The sequence below is a fragment of the Chromatiales bacterium genome (assembly GCA_024234935.1).
In the GTDB taxonomy this organism is placed as follows: domain Bacteria; phylum Pseudomonadota; class Gammaproteobacteria; order Steroidobacterales.
Window position 1 is genome coordinate 81,635 of the sequence record JACKNI010000006.1, and the last position, 19,881, is coordinate 101,515.

Annotated in this window: 23 protein-coding genes; 10 read left to right on the forward strand and 13 right to left on the reverse strand. The window is 63.5% G+C overall.

The genetic code is table 11. From position 1 onward, the window contains the following. The first annotated feature begins 52 nt into the window (after positions 1-52). From H6979_12180 to H6979_12190, 3 genes are read left to right on the forward strand one after another with little or no spacing between them, the layout of a single operon-like run. Positions 53-1,486 carry a DegQ family serine endoprotease gene (locus H6979_12180; protein MCP5140600.1) on the forward strand — a complete coding sequence of 478 codons (1,434 nt, stop codon included), beginning with the start codon at positions 53-55 and terminating at the stop codon, positions 1,484-1,486. A 57-nt stretch (positions 1,487-1,543) separates the two neighbouring features. Beyond that, positions 1,544-2,221: a winged helix-turn-helix domain-containing protein gene (locus tag H6979_12185; protein MCP5140601.1), complete on the forward strand. Its 678-nt coding sequence runs from the start codon at positions 1,544-1,546 to the stop codon at positions 2,219-2,221. Then, positions 2,222-3,574 carry a HAMP domain-containing histidine kinase gene (locus tag H6979_12190; protein MCP5140602.1) on the forward strand — a complete coding sequence of 451 codons (1,353 nt, stop codon included), beginning with the start codon at positions 2,222-2,224 and terminating at the stop codon, positions 3,572-3,574. It abuts the gene before it with no gap. On the opposite strand, the gene H6979_12195 is transcribed toward H6979_12190, so the two are convergent. Further along, positions 3,571-5,952, reverse strand: coding sequence for a DUF87 domain-containing protein (locus H6979_12195; protein MCP5140603.1), 2,382 nt, complete (start codon positions 5,950-5,952; stop codon positions 3,571-3,573). The two genes, H6979_12190 and H6979_12195, sit on opposite strands and share 4 nt — an antisense overlap. 166 nt (positions 5,953-6,118) lie before the next feature. Here H6979_12195 and mscL point away from each other — a divergent pair, with 166 nt between their 5' ends. The 3 genes from mscL to H6979_12210 are packed head-to-tail and all read left to right on the forward strand — an operon-like array spanning position 6,119 to position 8,668. Next, positions 6,119-6,529: a large conductance mechanosensitive channel protein MscL gene (gene mscL, locus H6979_12200; protein MCP5140604.1), complete on the forward strand. Its 411-nt coding sequence runs from the start codon at positions 6,119-6,121 to the stop codon at positions 6,527-6,529. Continuing rightward, a complete protein-coding gene (locus H6979_12205) occupies positions 6,529-7,686 on the forward strand; it encodes a class I SAM-dependent rRNA methyltransferase (GenBank protein ID MCP5140605.1) in 1,158 nt (385 codons plus the stop codon). The genes mscL and H6979_12205 overlap by 1 nt, the downstream gene beginning before the upstream one ends. 1 nt (position 7,687) lies before the next feature. Beyond that, positions 7,688-8,668: an exo-alpha-sialidase gene (locus H6979_12210; protein ID MCP5140606.1), complete on the forward strand. Its 981-nt coding sequence runs from the start codon at positions 7,688-7,690 to the stop codon at positions 8,666-8,668. Positions 8,669-8,690: 22 nt separating this feature from the next. Here H6979_12210 and H6979_12215 read toward each other — a convergent pair whose 3' ends face one another. Both H6979_12215 and H6979_12220 read right to left on the reverse strand, forming a co-directional pair. Then, the gene (locus H6979_12215) at positions 8,691-9,053 is read right to left on the reverse strand and encodes a DUF86 domain-containing protein (protein ID MCP5140607.1); all 363 of its coding nucleotides are present in this window, start codon (positions 9,051-9,053) and stop codon (positions 8,691-8,693) included. After that, positions 9,040-9,348, reverse strand: coding sequence for a nucleotidyltransferase domain-containing protein (locus tag H6979_12220; protein ID MCP5140608.1), 309 nt, complete (start codon positions 9,346-9,348; stop codon positions 9,040-9,042). The genes H6979_12215 and H6979_12220 overlap by 14 nt, the downstream gene beginning before the upstream one ends. Before the next feature lie 240 nt (positions 9,349-9,588). Here H6979_12220 and H6979_12225 point away from each other — a divergent pair, with 240 nt between their 5' ends. Continuing rightward, complete coding sequence (locus tag H6979_12225; protein MCP5140609.1) at positions 9,589-9,900, forward strand: addiction module antidote protein; 312 nt, start codon at positions 9,589-9,591, stop codon at positions 9,898-9,900. Between the two features lie 50 nt (positions 9,901-9,950). On the opposite strand, the gene H6979_12230 is transcribed toward H6979_12225, so the two are convergent. Further along, the gene (locus H6979_12230; protein MCP5140610.1) at positions 9,951-10,298 is read right to left on the reverse strand and encodes a hypothetical protein; all 348 of its coding nucleotides are present in this window, start codon (positions 10,296-10,298) and stop codon (positions 9,951-9,953) included. Further along, positions 10,295-11,122 carry an HNH endonuclease gene (locus H6979_12235; GenBank protein MCP5140611.1) on the reverse strand — a complete coding sequence of 276 codons (828 nt, stop codon included), beginning with the start codon at positions 11,120-11,122 and terminating at the stop codon, positions 10,295-10,297. The genes H6979_12230 and H6979_12235 overlap by 4 nt, the downstream gene beginning before the upstream one ends. Positions 11,123-11,207: 85 nt before the next feature. Here H6979_12235 and H6979_12240 point away from each other — a divergent pair, with 85 nt between their 5' ends. Continuing rightward, positions 11,208-11,426, forward strand: coding sequence for a hypothetical protein (locus tag H6979_12240; GenBank protein ID MCP5140612.1), 219 nt, complete (start codon positions 11,208-11,210; stop codon positions 11,424-11,426). A gap of 10 nt (positions 11,427-11,436) precedes the next feature. On the opposite strand, the gene H6979_12245 is transcribed toward H6979_12240, so the two are convergent. The 4 genes from H6979_12245 to H6979_12260 all read right to left on the reverse strand — a co-directional run bounded on the left by H6979_12245 (position 11,437) and on the right by H6979_12260 (position 13,849). Further along, positions 11,437-12,258 carry an SDR family oxidoreductase gene (locus H6979_12245; protein MCP5140613.1) on the reverse strand — a complete coding sequence of 274 codons (822 nt, stop codon included), beginning with the start codon at positions 12,256-12,258 and terminating at the stop codon, positions 11,437-11,439. A 127-nt stretch (positions 12,259-12,385) separates the two neighbouring features. Further along, on the reverse strand, positions 12,386-12,829 hold the full coding sequence (locus H6979_12250) for a DUF3106 domain-containing protein (protein MCP5140614.1): 444 nt from the start codon (positions 12,827-12,829) through the stop codon (positions 12,386-12,388). Next, complete coding sequence (locus H6979_12255) at positions 12,826-13,236, reverse strand: hypothetical protein (GenBank protein ID MCP5140615.1); 411 nt, start codon at positions 13,234-13,236, stop codon at positions 12,826-12,828. Before H6979_12255 ends, H6979_12250 begins: the two co-directional genes overlap by 4 nt. Before the next feature lie 4 nt (positions 13,237-13,240). After that, the gene (locus H6979_12260; GenBank protein MCP5140616.1) at positions 13,241-13,849 is read right to left on the reverse strand and encodes an RNA polymerase sigma factor; all 609 of its coding nucleotides are present in this window, start codon (positions 13,847-13,849) and stop codon (positions 13,241-13,243) included. 49 nt (positions 13,850-13,898) lie between these two features. On the opposite strand from H6979_12260, the gene H6979_12265 reads away from it, so the two are divergent. Next, positions 13,899-14,696 carry a CPBP family intramembrane metalloprotease gene (locus H6979_12265; protein ID MCP5140617.1) on the forward strand — a complete coding sequence of 266 codons (798 nt, stop codon included), beginning with the start codon at positions 13,899-13,901 and terminating at the stop codon, positions 14,694-14,696. A gap of 77 nt (positions 14,697-14,773) precedes the next feature. Then, entirely contained in the window at positions 14,774-15,838 is a 1,065-nt protein-coding gene (locus H6979_12270) for a B12-binding domain-containing protein (protein ID MCP5140618.1), read from the forward strand. A gap of 3 nt (positions 15,839-15,841) precedes the next feature. On the opposite strand, the gene H6979_12275 is transcribed toward H6979_12270, so the two are convergent. The 4 genes from H6979_12275 to H6979_12290 are packed head-to-tail and all read right to left on the reverse strand — an operon-like array spanning position 15,842 to position 19,807. Further along, positions 15,842-16,471 carry a ferric reductase-like transmembrane domain-containing protein gene (locus H6979_12275; protein ID MCP5140619.1) on the reverse strand — a complete coding sequence of 210 codons (630 nt, stop codon included), beginning with the start codon at positions 16,469-16,471 and terminating at the stop codon, positions 15,842-15,844. Beyond that, positions 16,468-17,748: a class I SAM-dependent methyltransferase gene (locus H6979_12280; protein MCP5140620.1), complete on the reverse strand. Its 1,281-nt coding sequence runs from the start codon at positions 17,746-17,748 to the stop codon at positions 16,468-16,470. The genes H6979_12275 and H6979_12280 overlap by 4 nt, the downstream gene beginning before the upstream one ends. Next, on the reverse strand, positions 17,745-18,500 hold the full coding sequence (locus H6979_12285) for a DUF1365 domain-containing protein (GenBank protein ID MCP5140621.1): 756 nt from the start codon (positions 18,498-18,500) through the stop codon (positions 17,745-17,747). Before H6979_12285 ends, H6979_12280 begins: the two co-directional genes overlap by 4 nt. A gap of 2 nt (positions 18,501-18,502) precedes the next feature. Continuing rightward, a complete protein-coding gene (locus H6979_12290) occupies positions 18,503-19,807 on the reverse strand; it encodes an FAD-dependent oxidoreductase (protein MCP5140622.1) in 1,305 nt (434 codons plus the stop codon). Positions 19,808-19,881: the final 74 nt, after the last annotated feature.

The following is a 19,881-nucleotide window of genomic DNA, read 5'->3' on the forward strand; positions in this document are numbered from 1 at the left end:
TGCCAGACGGGCAGGCCCCCTTTTCTGTTTTTGAATTTTGAGGAGATCGTCGATGGCTGTTTCCAGGTCCGGTAGATCCGTCGGAGCGCTGCTGCTCGCGGCAGCATTGTTTTACGGGCCGCTGGCGCAGGCTGATCTGCCTGACTTCAAGCCGATCATCCGCAGCAACCAGGCCAGTGTGGTCAACATCAGCACCACCCAGGACATGAAGAACGTTGCGGCGGCGCAAGGCCGTGGTCCGCAGTTTTTCGGGCCGCCGGGCATGCCGCCCGGAATGCCGCCCGGCATGGAGGAATTTTTCCGTCACTTCCGCGGCATGCCGATGCCTGAACCGCGTGAGGCGCGCTCGCTGGGTTCCGGCTTCATCATTTCCGCCGACGGCGAGATTCTGACCAACGCGCATGTGGTCGATGGTGCCGACTCGATCATCGTCAAGCTGTCCGACAACAGCGAAAAGCCCGCCAGGCTCATCGGGCTGGACAAGGCCTCCGATGTCGCCCTGCTGAAGATCGACGCCAGCGGTCTTCCGGCCGTGAAGCTCGGCGACTCATCAAGCGTGGAGGTGGGCGACTGGGTGCTGGCCATCGGTTCGCCCTTCGGTCTGGAACACTCGGTCACGCAGGGCATCGTCAGCGCAATCGGCCGCAGCCTGCCGGATGGCAATTACGTGCCTTTCATACAGACAGACGTTGCCGTGAATCCCGGCAACTCTGGCGGTCCGCTGTTCAATCTGCGCGGCGAGGTCGTGGGCATCAACTCGCAGATCTACAGTCGCAGCGGCGGCTACATGGGCCTGTCGTTTGCCATACCGGTCAACGTTGCCAGCAATGTGGCGCGCCAGCTCGCGGCCAATGGCCGGGTCGAGCGGGGCTGGCTGGGCGTCGGGATCCAGGGCGTGAATGGCGAGCTGGCGAAGTCTTTTGGTCTGGCAAAGCCCGCCGGTGCGCTGGTGGGGCAGGTCGACAAGAGCGGGCCGGCGGCTCGCGCGGGCCTCAAGCCCGGTGATGTGATTCTCGAGTTCAATGGCCACAAGCTGGCACAGCATGGAGATCTGCCGCCGCTGGTCGGTGAAACCGCGCCGGGCACGACCGTCACCCTGAAAGTCTGGCGGGACAAGGCGGTACGCACCATTCCGGTCACCGTTGCGCGCCTGAAGTCTGATGACGACGAGGTGGTCGCTGCAAACGCCACGACCGACAAGGTGCCCGGTGTGCTGAATATCCAGGTCGTGGCCCTGACGCCGGAGCAACGCGAGGAATCAGGTGTGGAATCCGGCGGTGTACTGGTGGTGCGTGTGGCCGATGGTCCGGCGGCACGGGCAGGCCTCAGTCGGGGCGACATCATCCTCAGGCTGGGCAGTCGCGATGTCGACAGCCCGGAGCAGCTGGCCGGGCTGGCAAAGAAGCTGCCCAAAGGACAGCCTGTGCCGCTGCTGGTACAGCGTGATGAGGCGCGACTGTTCCTGCCGCTGACGATTACCGGCTGAAGGCGGCAGACGCCCCGTGGCAGGCACTGCGGGGTGTCTGCCTGCTAGGATTGCGGCATGCATCTCCTGCTCATCGAAGACGATCGTGATGCCGCCGGATATCTCGTCAAGGCGCTGACCGAAGCGGGCTATCAGGTCGACCACGCCGTTGATGGCCGCGACGGCCTGTTTCACGCGACGGAACACAGCTATGACGGCATCATCGCTGATCGCATGCTGCCGCACCTCGATGGCCTGACGGTCATCGAGGTCCTGCGCAAGCAGGGCAATCGCACGCCGGTGTTGATTCTTTCCGCGCTGGGTTCGGTGGATCATCGCGTCGAGGGCTTGCGCGCCGGTGGCGACGACTATCTGACCAAGCCCTTTGCGCTGTCCGAACTTCTGGCGCGGATCGAGGCACTGCTGCGCCGCGGTCAGGTGGCGCCGGCCCCCGAAATGAAGCTGCGCCTCGCCGATCTTGAAATGGACATCCTGGCGCGGACGGTCACCCGTGCCGGGCGGCGCATCGAACTGACCGCGCGCGAGTTCAAGCTGCTCGAATATCTCCTGCGTCGTACCGGGCAGGTCGTGACGCGCACCATGCTGCTCGAAGGGGTATGGGATCTGCATTTCGATCCGCAGACCAACGTGATCGATGTGCACATGAGCCGGCTGCGCCAGGCGGTGGACCGGGACTTCGACCGGCCGTTGATCCACACCGTGCGCGGCGCAGGCTACATGGTTCGAGCGGACTGAGTGCGTACCTCCGCACTGCGATTGTCGGTGGTATACGCGGCGATCTTTGCCGCCGCGCTGCTGGCCCTGGTCTTCGTCATCTATCTGCTCACCACGCGCTTCATCGATACGGAAGTCGATGTAACCATCGAGCGCGATGCCGCGGGCTTTCTCGAAGCCTACGCGCGGGGCGGGGTCCGCACGCTGGCGGCAGAGCTGAATCTGCGTGCCGAAAACTGGAGCCGGACCAACGCGATCTATCTGCTCACCGATTCACAGGGCTATGTGCTGGCCGGCAATCTCCCGGCCTGGCCGACGGTGCACCGCGACGGCGGGCCCTGGGTGGATTTCGTGATTTCGGTACAGGAAGCCGGTGTGGAAATCGAACGGCCGATACGTGCGATGGTGCTGGAACCGGCGCCCGGCCTGCGCTTCATGGTCGGCACCGATCTGAGCGAGCGCCATGCCCTGGTGCGGCGCTTTGCCGTTGCAGCCGGTGTGGGCAGTCTGCTGGTGACGATCCTCGCGCTGGGTATCGGCTACCGGCAGAGTCAGCGCATCCTCGCGCGGGTCGCTGACGTGAGCCGCAGTTGTGCGGAAATTCTCGGCGGCAACCTGTCGCGCCGTCTGCCGGTGGTGGGTGCGGAAGATGAGTTCGACACGCTGGCAGGCGAGGTGAACGCGCTGCTCGCGCGTCTCGCGCGTACCACGGAAATCCTGCGTGCCTCGCTGCACAGCGCTGCCCATGATTTGCGCAGTCCGATGCACCGCATGCGTCTGCGCATGGAGCGGGCGCTTGCCGATCCGGTGGCCGGTGCGTCCCGTGAAACGGTGGAGGTGACGCTGCAGGATCTCGATCACATGCAGCGCGTGCTCACGGCGCTGCTGCAGATTGCCGAAGCGGAAAGCGGTGCGGTGGGTGCGCGTCCGGAAGCAGTGGCCATGGACGTGCTGCTCGCCGAGCTGGTCGAGCTCTACCAGCCGCAGGCGGAACAGCAGGGTATCGCGCTGGGCGTGTCCGCGGAGCCCGACAGGCAGGTCATGGGGCACCGTCAGCTGCTCGCGCAGGCGGTCGCCAACCTGATCGACAATGCGCTCAAGTTCACGCCGGCAGGTGGCGGCGTGCAGCTTGCCGCCCATGCTGATGGCGCCCGTCTCGTGCTCACGGTTGCCGATACCGGGCCGGGCATACCCGCCGACGAGCGTGGCCGTGCCATCGAACCCTTTGTCCGGCTGAACGAAACACCCTCGCGCGACGGGTCCGGGCTGGGTTTGAGCCTTGCGGCTGCCGTTGCAAGACTGCATGGCGGCAGTCTGCGCCTCGAGGACAATCAGCCCGGCCTGCTGGTGACCATGGACCTGCCGCTCGTCTAGCTGAGCCAGGCGAGCCCGCAAAAGCGGATGCTGATGTCACCGGCCTTTGGCCGGATGGCCACTTCTTCAAGTTCGCTGGCCTGTGCGTTCATGGTCTCTTCCATGTCGCTGATCTCCGCCTGCAGGCTGTTCTCGAGTTCCTCAATCTGCGCATTGATGCTGGCGACGGTTTCGTCAGCGCGGACCACGTCGCCGGATTGCTTGCGCACGTTGCCGGCCTTGCGCATCGCTGTCGCTGCCCGTGTCATTGATGTGGCACTGATTTTCCGCCGGCCGAACAGCGCACCGAGAATGGCGGAGCCGGCGGAGACAACCGCGTCGAGCTTTGCACCGGTGGACTGTTCCTGCTCGCGCTGTACGGCCTGCTCGGCACGGCGCAGCCTGTCGGCAAGCGTGGCAGCCTTTGCAGCGTATTTCCTGCGCAGGGCATCGGTCTGGCTGTCGCGTGCCTCGCGCGCCAGATGCTGGAGCCGGGCACGAAAAGTACCCTCGCTTTCATCGGGTCGCGATACTTCCTTGAGCGCCGGGCAGCGCCACAGTGTCAGTGGCCGTTCGCGAGACAGCCAGGTCTGAAACTGCTTTTGCCAGGCCTTGTAGTTCTTCGGGTCGCCGAGCGAAGCGGGCAAGGTGGCCCAGGCTGCACTGGCTGGCGCCTCCTGGCCGAGTTGGGTGATATCGATGTCGAGCTCCTCGGCTGCAGCCCAGTCCAGCGGTCCGTCGCCGGGATCGAGTGCAAGTACGACGTTGTGGCTCAGATCGACATCGTGCCTGCTGCTGACATAGGCGACGCGCGCCGCTGCCAGCAGTCGTGGCTGATAGAGACGCGGCCCCGCAGTGGGCGGCGTTCGACTGAGATCGGCATACACCACCGGGATGTCCGGCGACAGCAGGGGTCGCGTCTCGACCGTGGCCGCCGGCGTCGCAACCGGTGCCGCTGCGGTCGGCTGCTGCGGTGCTGCTGCCACGGCAGGAGGCTTCGTGCCCGTCAGGCGCCGGATGTCATCGCGTGTCAGGGGGCCGCGCAGATAAGCCATTGCCCAGCGCGACTGCATCAGCACCGGGCTGCTTTCATGCACGTTGTGCATCAGGAAGCTGCGCTTGCCGAGGCCGCCGAGGATCTGGTCGAGCTGCGCCCCATCGAGACCCTCGCTGGCTGCTGCCGACAGCAGTCCGTCGCGCACGCGGTTGCGATCCTGCTCGGTCTGCAGGCGGCCGATGAACCACGTTCCGGCGTTCGACAGCGCCTTGTAGTCGAGATCGACCGGATTCTGCGTGGACAGCACGAGGCCGAGGCCGTAAGCGCGGGCCTGTTTGAGAAGCGTCAGCAGCAGCTGCTTTGAAGCCGGATTGGCCACCGGCGGCAGATAGCCGAACACTTCGTCCATGTAAAAGATGGCGCGCAGCGATGCCGTGCCCGGCTGACTGCGCATCCAGGCGATGATGGCATTGAGCAGCAGGGTGACGAAGAACATCCGCTCCGCATCGTCGAGGTGCGCGATGGACAGCACCGAAACGCGCGGCTGGCCGCTCGCGGTGTAAAGGAGCTTGCCGGCGTCGAGCGGCTCACCCTGCGTCCAGGCCTCGAAGCCGGGTGCGGCGAGCAGGTTGTTGAGGCGCATCGCCAGTTCGAAACGCTCCTTGGCAGGGTAGAAGGTTTCGAGTTCCATGACACCGATCCGGCTCATGCCAGGCTCTTGTACCGCATGAATCAGCCCGGCCAGGTCCAGGCTCTGCCCCTGCTGCCAGCACTGGTCGAGTACCGCTGAGAGCAGGATGTGTTCGCGGCTCGACAGCGGGTCGGCATCGATGCCCAGCAGCGTGAGCAGGCCGGTGACGGTGGCCTGTACCTGCTGACGGTAGATGTCGGCATCCTCGCGTACCGCTGCCGGCGGCGCCGCAAAGGAGCCGAGTACCGAGATCGGCAGGCCGGCCGTGCTGCCCGGTGTGTAGATGGCAAACTCGGCCGCGGCACGCAGCCGGGCGATCCGCTCCGGCGCCTGCCCCCATTCGGCGAGGCCCTTGCGCCAGGTCTCCGCCTGCGCGGAGGCGAATTCAGCCACCGACTGGCCGGCAGTCGCGGCTGCCTGGGCATCGACCCATGGCTCGAAATCCGCAGCGCGCAGTTCCGGAAAGCTGAGCAGCAGGTTGCCCATGTCGCCCTTTGGATCGAGTGCGATGACCGGCACCTTGTCGATGGCGGCTTCTTCGAGCAGGTCGATGCCGAGACCGGTCTTGCCGCTGCCGGTCATGCCGATGATCACTGCGTGCGTGGTCAGGTCCCGCGAGTCGTACAGTACCGGTTCGTCGCCGAGCTTCCCGCCCTGCGCTTCATATCGCTTGCCGAGGTAGAAAACACCCAGCTTCTCGTAATCCTGCATGATTCCTGTCCGTGTTGTTTCGGGGTTGTCCGATTCGCCCGCATGACGTGGCGGCAATCAGCCCCGCCATTCGCGCTCCTGTTGCGGTCCGCTGCCACTGAGCTTAGCCTAAAGCCGGCTCCCCGCCATCGGGGTCCTGTTTCCATCGTCAATTCAGGGGGAAGTCATGCTGCAGGAATTCAAGAAATTTGCCCTGCGCGGCAATGTCATGGACCTTGCCGTCGGCGTCATCATCGGCGCTGCATTCGGCAAGATCGTCGCGTCGATGACCAACGACGTGATCATGCCGGTCGTCGGGCTGATGCTCGGCAAGGTGGACTTCAGCACGCTGTTCATCAACCTGTCGGGCGGCGACTACGCGACGCTGCAGGAAGCAGTGGATGCCGGTGCCCCGGTGCTCAAGTACGGCGCCTTTCTCAACTCGGTGCTCGATTTCCTGATCCTGGCCTTCATCATCTTCATGATGGTGCGGGCCATGAACAAGCTGAAAAAGGCCGAGCCGCCACCGCCGCCAGCGGGCCCGACGCCAGACCAGGTACTGCTCACCGAGATACGCGACGCGCTGAAGAACCGCTGATGGAGGTGGTGCTCAGCCCGCGCGGCGCCAGCCGCTGGATGGCCGGGCATCCGTGGATCTTCCAGTCCGACGTCACGCCCCCGGCCACGCTCGCCGGGGGCGAGGTCGTGCGGGTCTGCGACCCGCGCGGCCGCTGTCTGGGCCAGGCTTTCTATTCCCGGGCTTCAAAGATTTCACTGCGACGCCTGAGTCGCGACGAACAGCCGGTCGATGAGGCGTTTTTCCGGCAGCGTATCCAGACTGCCGTGCAATTGAGGCGGGCGATGCTGCCGGGCGAGAACAGCTGGCGCGCGATACACGGCGATGGCGACGAGTTGCCCGGTCTGGTCGTGGACCGCTACGGCGATTATCTGTCCGTACAGTTCCTGATTCCGGCCATCGAGCAGCGCCGGGAGATGTTCACGCGCCTGCTGGTCGAGACCTTTGCCTGTCGGGGGATCGTCAACCGCTCGGATGTCGCGGTGCGCGGACTCGAGGGCTTGCCCGCCGAGAAGGGGGTGATCCACGGCACGGTGCCGGATACGGTGCTGATGCGCGAAGGCCAGATCGAACTGGCGGCAAACCTGCTTGAGGGGCAGAAGACCGGCGCCTTTCTCGATCAGCGCGAGAATCACATCGTCGCCGGGCGCTATGCACGCGGCCGCGCGCTGGATTGCTTCAGCTATGTCGGCGGATTTGCCCTGCAGATGGCGCGACGTGCGGACCAGGTGACAGCCATCGACAGTTCGGAACCGGCCTGCGAGCAGATCCGTGCCAACGTCGGGCGCAACAAGCTCGGCAATGTCGAGGTGCTGTGTGCCGATGTGTTTGATTTCCTGCGCGCAGAGTTCGACGCCGGCAAACGGTACGACACCATCGTCCTCGACCCGCCGGCCTTTGCCAGGAACAAGGCGGCCCGTGATGCGGGCCTGCGCGGCTACAAGGAGATCAACCTGCGCGCCATGCAGTTGCTGACGCCCGGCGGTTACCTGATCAGTTCAAGCTGCAGTCATCACGTCGACGAGGCGCATTTTGAAAGCATGCTGCAGGCCGCGGCCGCCGATGCGCACCGCGATGTGCAGATCATCGAAAGGCGCGGCGCCGGACGCGACCACCCGGTGCTGCTCGCGCTGCGCGAGACCCGCTACCTGAAGTGCTACGTATTGCGGGTGTTGTGAAATGAAATGGGAACGCGTTCTCGATCATGCACCGTGGGCCAGGCGTGCGATGCCGCGCGGCGGGCAGATGGACGGCTGTTTCTACATCATCAGCGGTCGTGCCGGACCATTCAGCGTGTTCAGCGACACGTGGCGCAGCGCCGACGGCATCCACTGGGAATGCATGTCGAAGGCGTCCGGCTGGGGCAAGCGCTGCTATCCGGAAGTCGATGTCGTGCGGGGTCACCTGATCCTCAACGGCGGCCAGAGCCTGACGACTTTTTACAATGACGTCTGGCGTTCGGCCGATCAGGGGCGCACCTGGGAGCAGGTCTGTGCCGAAGCGCCGTGGGGCATTCGCGCCGGTCATCACAGTCACGTCATGGATGACGAGATCTACCTGTTCGGCGGCGCGCGCAATTCCCGTGACCGGATCTTCTACCCCGAACTGTGGGTCAGCAAGGATCTCGGCGAGACCTGGGAGCTGCGCTGCGAGTTGCCCGAAGACATGGGGCGGGCCGGCATGCAGGTTTGTCATGTCGGCAGCACCCTTTATTACATGGGCGGCGATCACGACAGGCCGGTGTTCCTGCCGAACTGGGCAGGCCGACGCAACGATGTCTGGAAGTCCGACGACAAGGGTGCGACCTGGGAACTGCTAGGCCATGCGGCATGGTGCCCGCGGACCGGGCATCAGGCAATCGCGCACAACGGCAAGATCGTCGTGATCGGCGGGCACGTTCCGGGCCCGAAAGGCCACGCATCGAAGATTCAGGCAGTCGCCCATGACCTGTGGCTCTGGGATCCGCAGGACGGCATCGACGGCTGGCAACTCGTGACCAACAATGTCTGGGGCGCTGCCGACGATTCGCTGAGCCAGGGCAAGAGCGATTTCCGCATCGAGGTTCGCGACAACAGGATCTGGACTTTCGGCGGCGATCGCGAGCGATTCATGCCCTGGCCGATGGACAACGACGTCTGGGTTGCCGACTGGCCGGGGTGATCGGCGGTGGTCGGACTACCCGCTATGGGGCGGATGGATCGGGAAATAGCTTCAATTGCTCTCGCGTCGCCGCAAGCAAGTCCGGAGCGTATCTGACGGCGATATCGTAGACCTTGTTGTGATCCAACTCTGCGTAGCCATGCGCCAATATATTGCGAAATCCAACGATGTTCCTCGCATGAGGAATGCCGGCTGCGATATCTGGTGCAACCTTGTAAAGGTTACTCATGGCTTCGCCGCAGATTTCCAATACGCGCTCGACTGCCGCTTGCGTCTTTTCATCAACCAGGTACTGCTCAAGGCTGATTCCAGAAGTGAAACGGATGGCCGACCCAGCGTAGTGCTCAATATCCTCAAGATAAACGCCGGGGTCACGCTGCGGCATACACCGGTGCCTTGCTGTGCTCGATGTAATAGCGCAATCGACGATTGCGAACCGCCTTCAGTTCCACAAGATCTACAGTCCGTCCAAACAAGGCTTCGAGCGATTCCTTGAGTCGCATGAAATTGCTGAAGCTGCTTGCGCTACCCGGTGCAAACTCGACCAGCACATCGATATCACTGCGAGCCGGATCGAAGTCGTCCCGCAAGATGGACCCGAACAGTTCCAGCTTGTGAACGCCATGAAGGCGGCACAAGTCGGCAATTGCCTTGCGGTTTTGCTCGATCAGTGGATGCATGGGCCAATTCTACGTTGTGTCACGATGGCGACAATAGCCCCGGTACCTGGAGTTGCGGGGCTCTGCGAGCTGCAATTGGGGCTATTCCGCTGAAAGCACGACTATTGTGGCTCCCATCCAGGTGTCTGTCAGTTCAGGGTGGTAACCCGTATCATTTCATCATTCGTTTATAGACGACCACGGGTCTGCTGTGGTACATCACTGGGTACGGCGCTGGTGGCACGAATTTCGGAGCGTTTGATGAAGAAAAAGAGAACGGGAACCGTCAGGCCGCATCGCCAGGTGATGGGCGAACTGCTGCGCGCAGATCCCGATCTGGCCATCGAGATGCTCAATGACACCTTGCGCGATGGCAAGCCGGAGGAAATCGCCGTGGCGGTCCGGCGGGTGGCCGACGCGTTCGGTGGGCTGCCGCACATTGCGCGGCGCGTGGGGGTCAATGTGACGCAGGCCTACCGGTCCCTGTCGCGGCATGGCAACCCGTCGTTTCGCACCGTGCATGCGGTGCTCCGCGAGGCGGGCCTGGAAATCTCGGTTCGGCTGCGGGCGTAACCAGTTCACGCTTCGGGAGCGTTCCAGAGACCACGCGGGAAGCCCAAAGCCTAGCTCTCATCCAGCAGCGCGACAAAATCCGTTCTTCGCTCCTCGCGCGCTTCGTCATCGTCATCCAGGTACCAGACTGCGTCATGGGTGTCGTCGGCCCATGGCCTTTCCGTTATCAGGTAGCCAAGCGCATTGATGACGAAAACTCCGGGGGAGGCATACCAGTTGTCGTCACGATTGAACCCATATTCATCAAGGTCTTCGCCCTCAGATACCGTCCATACATGCTCAATGGGCAACGATCTGGCTTCATCGTGGCAGTACAGATCGCCGTTTGGCTTTGCATGCGCGCCCCAGTGCGCAACGAAATCCTGCTCAGAAATGAAGTCGTATCCACTTATCTTCATGACGAGACTCCTGCGGTGTTTGCGCCTTCCAGACGACTCCTGTGACGAGTCACGAAATCGATCTCTGGAATAAACTTGTCCGGCAAGGAAATTGAAGTACCTTCAATCGACCAAAATACCTCGCGCAAGAACTTGTCTCTTGTCGTCTTCAGTTGCTCCGATAGCACGATACGATAGTCGTCAGTCAAGGAGAACAGGTGGCTATCGAAAGCCTTGTCGTGTATTGCAGAAAGGCATAGGCCGTTACCCGGATGCAAACGGATAGACGCGTCATCTCTCCAGGGAACGATATGACTTGCGACGAGAAATCGTCCATCGCTGACTCCGGAAATACAACACTTGTTGCCATAGCTGCTTAAGATGGCGCGGCGAAAGAATGCCTGGCCAATGCGCTGCCGTACCAATGCCTCGCGAGTTTCTCCCGAATAATCTGCTTCGGTATCACGATCAGCAGCTGGCGGTATTTTGTCGCTCCTCGCGGCCAGCAGGCGTGATCTCAGCAACTCGCACTCATCAATTAGTTGCTCCCAGTTGGCATGGAACTCTCTCCATACTTCGCGATCAAGAGCAGAAGCATTACTCAGTCCGCTCCGCCCACTTTCGCGGATTGCCGGGTCGAGACTGGCGATGTTCACGCATTTCATCGCAAGAGCACCTGGCGTACGGCCGATCAAGTTTGCCAGCTCTATAACTCTCTTGTTTTTGCCGTGCAGTTGGCCAAAAGGGGTCTCGCAATAGAATTGGAAAGCGAGCAAGGTCTGCTCTCTCGACCAATTGGCTGACCGTCTTGCGCCTTTCTTAGGTGATTTGGCCGCGTCGCTCATTCATTCACCTCGGGCATCGGCTATTGTTGCCGAATGTGCCCCAATACTAAGCTGCGGGCTATTCGGCATCAAAAGGGAGACCCTCATGCGTAACCTCACAATCACCCTCGCCGCACTCGCCATCACCGCCTGCGGTAAACCCGCAGAACCACCCGAACCGAAAGCCTATGACCCGGCTTCGGATGTGATCGGCGCGCCCTTGCACGAGGCACTCGACAAGGCTTCCGGTGTCGAGGACCTCAACGCCGGGCGCAAGAACGAGCTGGACGAGGCGATCGACGCCGGCAGTTCAGGGGCCGAGTAGCCGCTTCGCCTTACCAGCCGAGGACGCGGCCATCCTTGTAGTCGAGGAACTGGCCGTTCTGTTTGATGGTCAGGCCGTCGATGACCTTCAGCATGGCGCTCACGCTCTCGGCCGGTTCGATGGCACCCGGCTGGCGAATGTTCTTGCCATAGCCGAACTCACCCGGTGCGGGCTCGGTATTCACGGAGCCGGGTGACAGTGCGATGGTGGTCACGCCCTTGTTCTTCGTTTCAAAGCTGAACGCGTAGACGAGCATGTTCAGCGCCGCCTTGCTGGCGCGGTACTCGAACATGATCGGCCCCTTCGGACCCTCGGTGAAAGACCCGCCCTTGCTGGAGATGAACACGATCTTTTTCTGCTGCGAGGCCGTCACGTTGGGCAGAAAGGTGCTTGCCACCTTGATCGCGCCGAGGGCATTGGTCTCGAGACTGTTGCGCGCGACGGCGTAGTCGATCATCTCCGCCTTGCCGCTGAAGGCGGTCTTGAGGCGCGGGGTGATCGCGGCGTTGCTGATCAGCACATCGATCGGCTGATCCTTGTAGCGGGCCGCCAGCGCGTCGATGCCCGGATGATCGGTGACATCCAGTTTTTCGATCACGACGCCGGGATGGTCCTTGGCCAGCGCCTGCAGTTCCGTTGCGTCGTCCGGATTGCGGGCTGTCGCGATCACATTCCAGCCGCGTGCGGCGATCTGCTGCACATACTCGAGGCCGATGCCGCGATTGGCGCCGGTGATCAGTACGGTGGGCTGATCCGGCTTGAGGCCGGCGAGGCTGGCCTGTGCGACGAGGAGGAGGGCGCAGCCGATCAGGCGGGTGAATGTGGTACGCATGGATGAATGATCCTTTCGGTCGGGGCGAACGATGCCGCCAGTATAAGGACCCGGCCGGCCGGCCATGCAGGATCGGCGCAAGACGCCACGGAGTGGATCGCGCCTGCCGCGTGCAGCCGGCCCCTGTTCAGGGCGGCGGGTGCCGGCGTTCCCGCAATTGCTGGCGCTGCTCCGGCGTCAGGTCGCGGAAGCGCTGGCGCAGGCGTTCACGCTGTTCCGGCGACAGGTCCTGGAATCGCTGCTGCGCATTCCGCAGTCGCGCGCGCTCTTCCGGTGGCAGCCGGCGGAACCGCTGGAAGCGCTGCCGCGCGCGGGCCTGCTGTTCGGGGCTCATGCGACGCCAGGTCTGCATCCGATCGCGCATTCCCTGTTGCTGTTCAGGAGTCAGGCTGTTCCATCGCTCGGCGCCGCGCAGCAGTTTTTGGCGGCGCTCTTCCGGTATGGCTGGCCATTTGTCAGCCAGCGGTGCGAGCAATTCCTGCTGCCGTGTCGTGAGTTCCGCCCATTCCTGCGCGAGTACCGGTTGCAGGTTCGCGGCAAACAGCAGGCAGCAGAGCAGGATGCGCTTCATGTGGGCTGCTCCTCTGCTGCTTCCTGGCTTAGCCACTCGTAGAAATCGAGGTTCTCCAGCAGGTCGAGGGTTTCGTCAGCGTCGCCTCCGCCGGTTAGCGGTTCGTCGGTCGCCGGGCTGATGATTTCGTTGTTGCCGGCGGCAGCCAGCAGGGTGCTTTCAAATTCTGCCGCTGCGGGCTGCCCGGTATCGGCCGGTTGCCTGAGAGCGACAGCCATGACGATCGCTGCCGCGCCGGCCGCTGCCGTCACAGCCAGCCAGCTTCCCCCCCAACGTGGCTTCCGGTGGTCGCCAGCTTCAAGTACGCGATTGCGAGCCGCATGCAGTCTGGCGAGCGTGGGCGCATCGAGGTGCTCTTCGCTGCCGCGAAGCTGATCCTGCAATTGCTTTTCGAGATCGTTGCTCATGTTCTCAGCTCGCCGTATCTGCTGTCAGCGTGGCGCGCAGACTGTGCAGGGCGCGTGAATAGAGGGTCTTCACCGTGCCTTCGGTACAGCCCATCGCGGCAGCCGCTTCAGCCGTCGAGAAGCCTTGCCAGCAGCGCAGCATGAAAGCCTGCTGCTGGCGCAGCGACAGCGCATTGATCGCCGCTTCGACAGCTGCAAGGTTCTGCCCGATGTCGACCAGCTCATCCGGCTGTTGTCCGGCAGGCATTGGCAGGCTGTCCATCGCGTCGTCGTTATCTTCCACACTGCTGCCAAACCAGCGGTCAAAGATCTTCCCGCTCTGCCGCTGCTGCCTGTGCCAGTCGGTCATGGCATTGCCCAGAATCCGGTAGAACAGGGGCGTCCATTCCGCTGCAGGTCGGCTCCGGTAGGATCTGACCAGCCTCAGCATGGCGTCCTGCACGATATCGAGCGCCGCGTCGGCATCACCGGTGCTGATGCGCGCCATCCTGAAGGCCCGGCGTTCCACACCGGCCAGAAAGCTGTCGAGCGTGTCAGTGGTGCCCAAAGGTACATGGCTCTTGTCTGAACTGTGGTCAATGCTAACCCGCAGGTCACGGTCTGCTGTTGTCATATAGTCCGGTTAAACGCTTGGGTGGCCAGGTGGTTGACGTGGGTCCGGCATGAAAAGACATCCGCTTCTCGCTTATATCGCGGTGGCCTGGCTGTGGACCTGGGTGACGATCTTGCCTCTGCTGTTGCAGAAGCGCGGCCTGGTCGACTTCGGCCTGCCGGATGCCTGGGAGGTCATCGGCGCCTTCGGGCCCTGCATCGCGGCCTGTGTGGTTCTGCGTCACACCGAAGGGCGGGGTGGCCTTGCCGCCCTGTGGCAGGGCCTGAGCCGATGGCGTCTGGGTGCGGCAGGCTGGGCACTGACACTCCTTTCACCACTGGCATTTCTGGCGCTGGCTGCCGGGCTGACCGTCCTGCAGACCGGTACGCCGCCATCATGGCAGGCGCTGTCCACCGGACGTCTGGGCAGTCTGTCGGAAGTCCTCGATCTGGTTCTCGTCGCGGCACTGCTGCAGGCGCTGGGCGAGGAACCCGGCTGGCGAGGCTACCTGCTGCCGAGGATGCTGAATCGCTTCAGGATACTGCCGGCGACCCTGCTCCTGTTTCCGGTGTGGTGGTTGTGGCACCTGCCATTTTTTCTAAGCCGGCCGGCATTCGGGCTGGCGCAGTTTTTCGGCTTTGGTTTTGGAATCCTCTGCGCGTCGGTCTGGCTCAGCTTCCTGCGTGAACGGACGCGCAGCATTCTTGCGGCGGTGGTCTGGCACGCAGTGCTGAACATCACCCGGGGCATCGCCCTGGGCTTTTCCACCGGGATGTTTCTGGCCTACGGGATGGTGGTGGCGGCCGGCGCTGCGCTGATCGTGGGCTGGTGGCTGATACGAGGGACCCGGTCGGGATCCACGCAATAATGGCCTCGAATCCGTTGCCCCCTGTTTGTCGAAGTGCACAGAAGGGGCACATTCCGCAATAATGGCCAGGCATGCAGATGACAACACCAGACAGGTTCTCGGCTGATCTTCTCGAGCGCAGCGCCTCCGGTTATGCCGGCTTCGCCGCGGCGCTGATGCTCGAGCGTGATCCGGCCATGCAGGAGCGCGATGGCGCCGGTGCACCGGCCGCGTGGCGTTCGCACCTGACCCAGCGTGTGCTCGATCTGGCCGCAGCCCTGTCGGCAGGTGAGCCGCAGCTCTTTACGGGCCGGGTGTTGTGGACGCGCAAGGCCTTCCGCGCCCAGGCGCGGGACGAGGCGGACATCCGGCGGAGCATCCAGGCGCTGCGCGATGTGCTGGCCGAGCGACTCCCGAAGCCGGCGCTCGACGCGCCCCTGGCCTGTCTCGACGCGACACTGGACGAACTCGCCGCGCCCCCTGGCGCACCGGAGCCGACTGAACTGGATCCGCAACGTCCAACGGATCGCCTGGCCCTCGAATATCTGCAGAAGATCCTCGAGGGCAATGCGGCCGAAGCGGTGCGTCTTGCCAGCAGCGCGGTGGCCAACGGTCTCGGCCCGCAGGCGTTGTACATGCAGGTGCTGCTGCCGGCCCAGCGTGAAGTCGGGCGCTTGTGGCATGCCGGCGAACTGAGCGTCGCCGAGGAGCACATGGTGACGGCGGTTACCCAGCGTGCGATGGCAGTGGTGATCAGCCAGGCCGCACCCTTGCCCGCCAACGGGCACACGGCCGTCGTCGCGGCGGTATCCGGCAATGTGCACGACATCGGCCTGCGTGCGCTGGCCGACATGTACCAGCTGGCCGGCTGGCGCGTGATCTACGCGGGTTCCGATGTGCCGATGCTGGATCTGCCGGCGCTGCTCGGCTTTTATGAAGCCGATCTGCTGATGCTGGGGGCGACCCTGGTCACGCATATACCCCGTGTGGAGCAGGCGATCGCCGCGATCCGGGAACGCTGCGAGCGTCCGGTACGTATCGTGGTCGGTGGTGCGGCTTTCGACGACGCGCCCGATCTGTGGTCGCGCATCGGCAGCGATGGCTATGCCGCCAGTATCGATGAGGCCCTGGCGCTCGGTGCCCGGCTGGTCGGCATCAGCTGATACTCAGCCCCGCCGTGTACGGCGGAGCACGGCACGTCTTCCGGCAAGTTGCAGGGCCAGCACCGCAAGGCTGCAGAGGCCGAGCACGATCAGCCATATCCCGGTGCGAAACTCGATGTACTGAAACGCCAGGCCGTGTGCCGCAGTCAGGGCGAACACGCCATAGGCCCAGCGTTGCAGGAACTTCCAGCGTTGTGCGCCGAGTACGCGCAATGCCAGGTTGCTGGAAACGGCCAGCAGCAGCAGGCAAACGATGCCGATGAGGTAGCCGCTGATGATGCTGGCCTGTCCGACCGGAAACGACAGCGGCTGGTTATCCGTACCGTTGATGTAACGGCCGTAGTACACGGGCGTCATCACCACGACGGTTGCGGCAAGCAGATGTGCGAGCGCGGTGATTGCCGCCCAGATGCCGAGATCCCTTCGCAGCAGGGAATTGACTGTGGGCTGTCCGCCATGCAGTACCCGCCACGGCCCGATGCACAGTGCTGCTGCCAGCAGCGCGAAGCACAGCCAGGCGGTGAGCAGGCTCAGCCGGGCTGTCGCTTCTGTCGGTTCACCGGCATACCAGGTTGCAGCGCAGAGCGCCGCAACGACCACTGACATCCCCAGATGCCGCCAGATTCGTGTCATTGTGCGCCGGCGGGCGCCAGCCGGCAGTCGGGCTTGTCGAACACCAGTTGCACGGTGCCGATCGCACGCTCCATGAAACCCGCTTCGCAATAGAGCAGATACCACTCCCACATGCGGATGAACTCGTCCGGATAGCCGAGACGGCGGACTTCCGGCAGGCGCTGGAGGAAACGCTCGCGCCAGATGTGCAGCGTGCGTGCGTAGTCGAGGCCGATTTCCTGCATATGCGTCAGCTGCAGATCGGTCATGCGCGAAACCGCAGAGCTGATCGAAGTGATCGATGGCAGGGCCCCGCCCGGGAAAATGTACTTTTGTATGAAGTCCACCGCATGCCGGGCCCGTTCGTGATAGCGATCGGCGATGGTGATGGACTGCAGCAGCATGCGGCCGGCCGGTTTGAGCCGCTCGCTGCAGATCCGGAAGTACTGGTCCACAAAACGGTGGCCGACCGCCTCGATCATCTCCACCGACACGAGCTTGTCGAACTGGCCCTGCAGATCGCGGTAATCCTGGCTCAGTACCGCGATGCGATCGGCGAGTCCTGCCTCCTGCACCCGACGCTGTGCAAAGCGGAACTGGTTTTCCGAGATCGTGGTGGTCGTGACCCGGCAGCCATGGTGGCGCGCCGCATGGATGGCAAGGCCACCCCAGCCGGTGCCGATTTCCAGCAGGTGATCGCCGGCTTTCAGTTCGAGTTTGCGGCAGATCAGGTCGAGCTTGTGCAGGGAGGCCTCTTCGAGTGTTGCGCCGGCGTGCGGAAAGACGGCCGCCGAGTACATCATCGCCGGATCGAGGAACAGGCTGAACAGTTCGTCGCCCAGATCGTAATGGGCGTGGATGTTGCGCCGGCTGCCCGCACGCGTATTGCGGTGTCGCCAGTGAGCGAGACGCAGCAGTGTGCTGCCGAAGCGCGCCATGCCGGATTCAATCCCGTCCATCGCTTCGCGGTTGATGACCAGCAGGCGCATGGCCGCGAGCAGATCGTTGCTGCTGAACTTTCCGGCCATCCAGGCTTCACCGGCACCGATGGTCCCGCCGCTGGCGATATCCAGCCAGGCAGACAGGTCGTGAATCCGCACGCTTGTGTCGATGGCTGCAGGACCGGATGTCTGCCCGAAAACGGCCGTGCCCAGCGCATCCTGGATGTGCAGCCGGCCGTGGCGCAGGGCACGCAAGTGCCGATGCACGGCGCGCCGGGCCAGGCGGATGGCGAGGCCCGTGTGCTGCGCGGTGGAGTTGCTCTCCACACTGTCAAAGGTGTCGTCGAAATCGTTCATGCGGCCTTCCGGTTCTCTGGACGATCGTATACCGGCGCGCGCTTGCGCCATAGTTTCAGTGCCTGCCAGTGGATCAGGCTGGCCACCCGCAGGGTGGCGAAGGGGTCGGTGGCAAGCACGCGGGCCAGCGAGGCGGAACTGATGGCCTGGCGTTCGAAGCTGAGGTGGGCATCGAAACGCCGGGCACCATCGCGCCAGTTTTCCAGTGCCAGCGCCAGCCGTTCGCCCGGTGGCGCCAGCTTGCAGACGTAGCGCATGTCCAGCGGCATGAAGGGCGAAACGTGAAAGGTCTTGGCGAACTCGAAGCGTATGCCGTTGTTGGCGATCGGCCGACCGCCGGTCAGTACATAGGGGTGCATCTGCCGCCATGGCATGTTGCTGACTTCAAGCACCACCGCTTCCAGGGTTCCGTGTTGATCGAAACAGTAGTACGCGCTCATCGGGTTGAAGTTGTAGCCAAAGTAGCTGAAGTGCGTCAGCAGCCGGATCGGACCGGCCGGCCGGAAGCCGGCCTCGGCTTCCACCAGGTCGCGGATCGTGCGCTCCAGTGGAATGGCCGCATCACCACAGTGATCGCTGCGTCTGAAGCGGGCGGGGGCGGGGCGGTGTGCCGACCAGAACCAGTAGCCGTCAAACAGGTGATCGAGTTCCGCCAGGTCCACATACATCATGAACAGCTGGTAGCGGAAGTCGTGGCGCACGGGATGAAAGCGCCGGTGGCTGACCTGACCCTGATAGATGCAGCTGTGCATGCTCAGGCTACCGCCTGTGTTTCGGTCGTGGTTTCTGCCGCGGTCCCGTCCAGGACGAGGCCGGTGATTCGCGTGAAAGCATCGCACACGGCGATTGCGCTGCGTACCCCGTCTTCGTGGAAACCATAACCCCACCAGGCGCCACAATAGTAGCTGCGATTCACGCCGTTGATCTCGGCGTGCCGCTGCTGGGCCGCGATCGTCGCGTGGTTGTACACCGGGTGCATGTAGTTGAGTCGCTCCACGACAGCCCGCGGATCCACGGCGCCAGTGTCGTTCAGGGTCAGCAGAAATTCCCGTGGGCCGGGCAGCGACTGCAGGCGGGTGAGGTCGTAGGTCACGGATACGCGACCGCTGTCCTGTGTGCTGCTGCGATGGTAGTTCCAGGCTGCCCGGGCACGCCGGGTGCGGGGCATCAGGCTTGCGTCGGTGTGCAGTACCGCTTCGTTGTCCTGGAATGAAACGGCGCCGAGTATCTCGCGCTCGGCCGTCGATGGATCGCGCAGCATGCTGAGTGCCTGATCGCTGTGACAGGCCAGCACGACGTGGTCGTAGCTGGCTTCCGCCCGCCCGCGTGCCTTGATCACCACCCGGTCGGCATGCCGCTGCACCCACTCGACCGGGGTATTGAGCAGCAACCGGTCGCGAAGCGGGGTGATGATGGCGCGCACATATTCCCGCGCGCCGCCGCTCACCGTCATCCACTGCGGTCGCCCTGTGGTCTGCAACAGCCCGTGGTTGCTGAAGAAGTGCCCGAAATGGCTGGCGGGAAAGTCGAGGATGCGTGCCGGTTCCGCCGACCAGATGGCACCGGCCATCGGCAGCAGGTAGTCGTCGAGCATGGGACCCTTGAAGCCGTGCTGGTCCAGGAAGTCGCCGAGGGTCCGCTCGGGTGGCGCCGCCAGCAGCTCGCCGCCGAGACGGTTGAAGCGCAGGATGTCGAGCAGCATCCGGTAGTGGGCCGGGCGCAGCAGGTTGCGGCGCTGGGCAAAAATCGCGTTGAAGTCGGTATCGCCGCGATATTCGACGCCGCTGTCTGCACAGCGAAAGCTGAAGCTCATGTCTGCGGGCTGATATGCCACGCCCAGGACGCGCAGCAGCCTTGTGAAATGGGGGTAATTCCGCTCGTTGAAGACCAGAAAGCCGGTATCCATGGCAAGACGCTGCCCGTCCATCGCCACATCGACCGTATGGCTGTGGCCGCCGGGCCGGCTGTCGGCCTCGAAAATGGTCAGCTCGCAGTGTCCGGACAACCGATGGGCGGCATACAGGCCCGAAATGCCGCTGCCGATAATCGCTACGCGCACGTGAATCCCCCTGCAGGGTTATGGTTGCATAGAATGTGATTCGTTGCTGGTGTGCAGCCGGATGCACTTTTTCT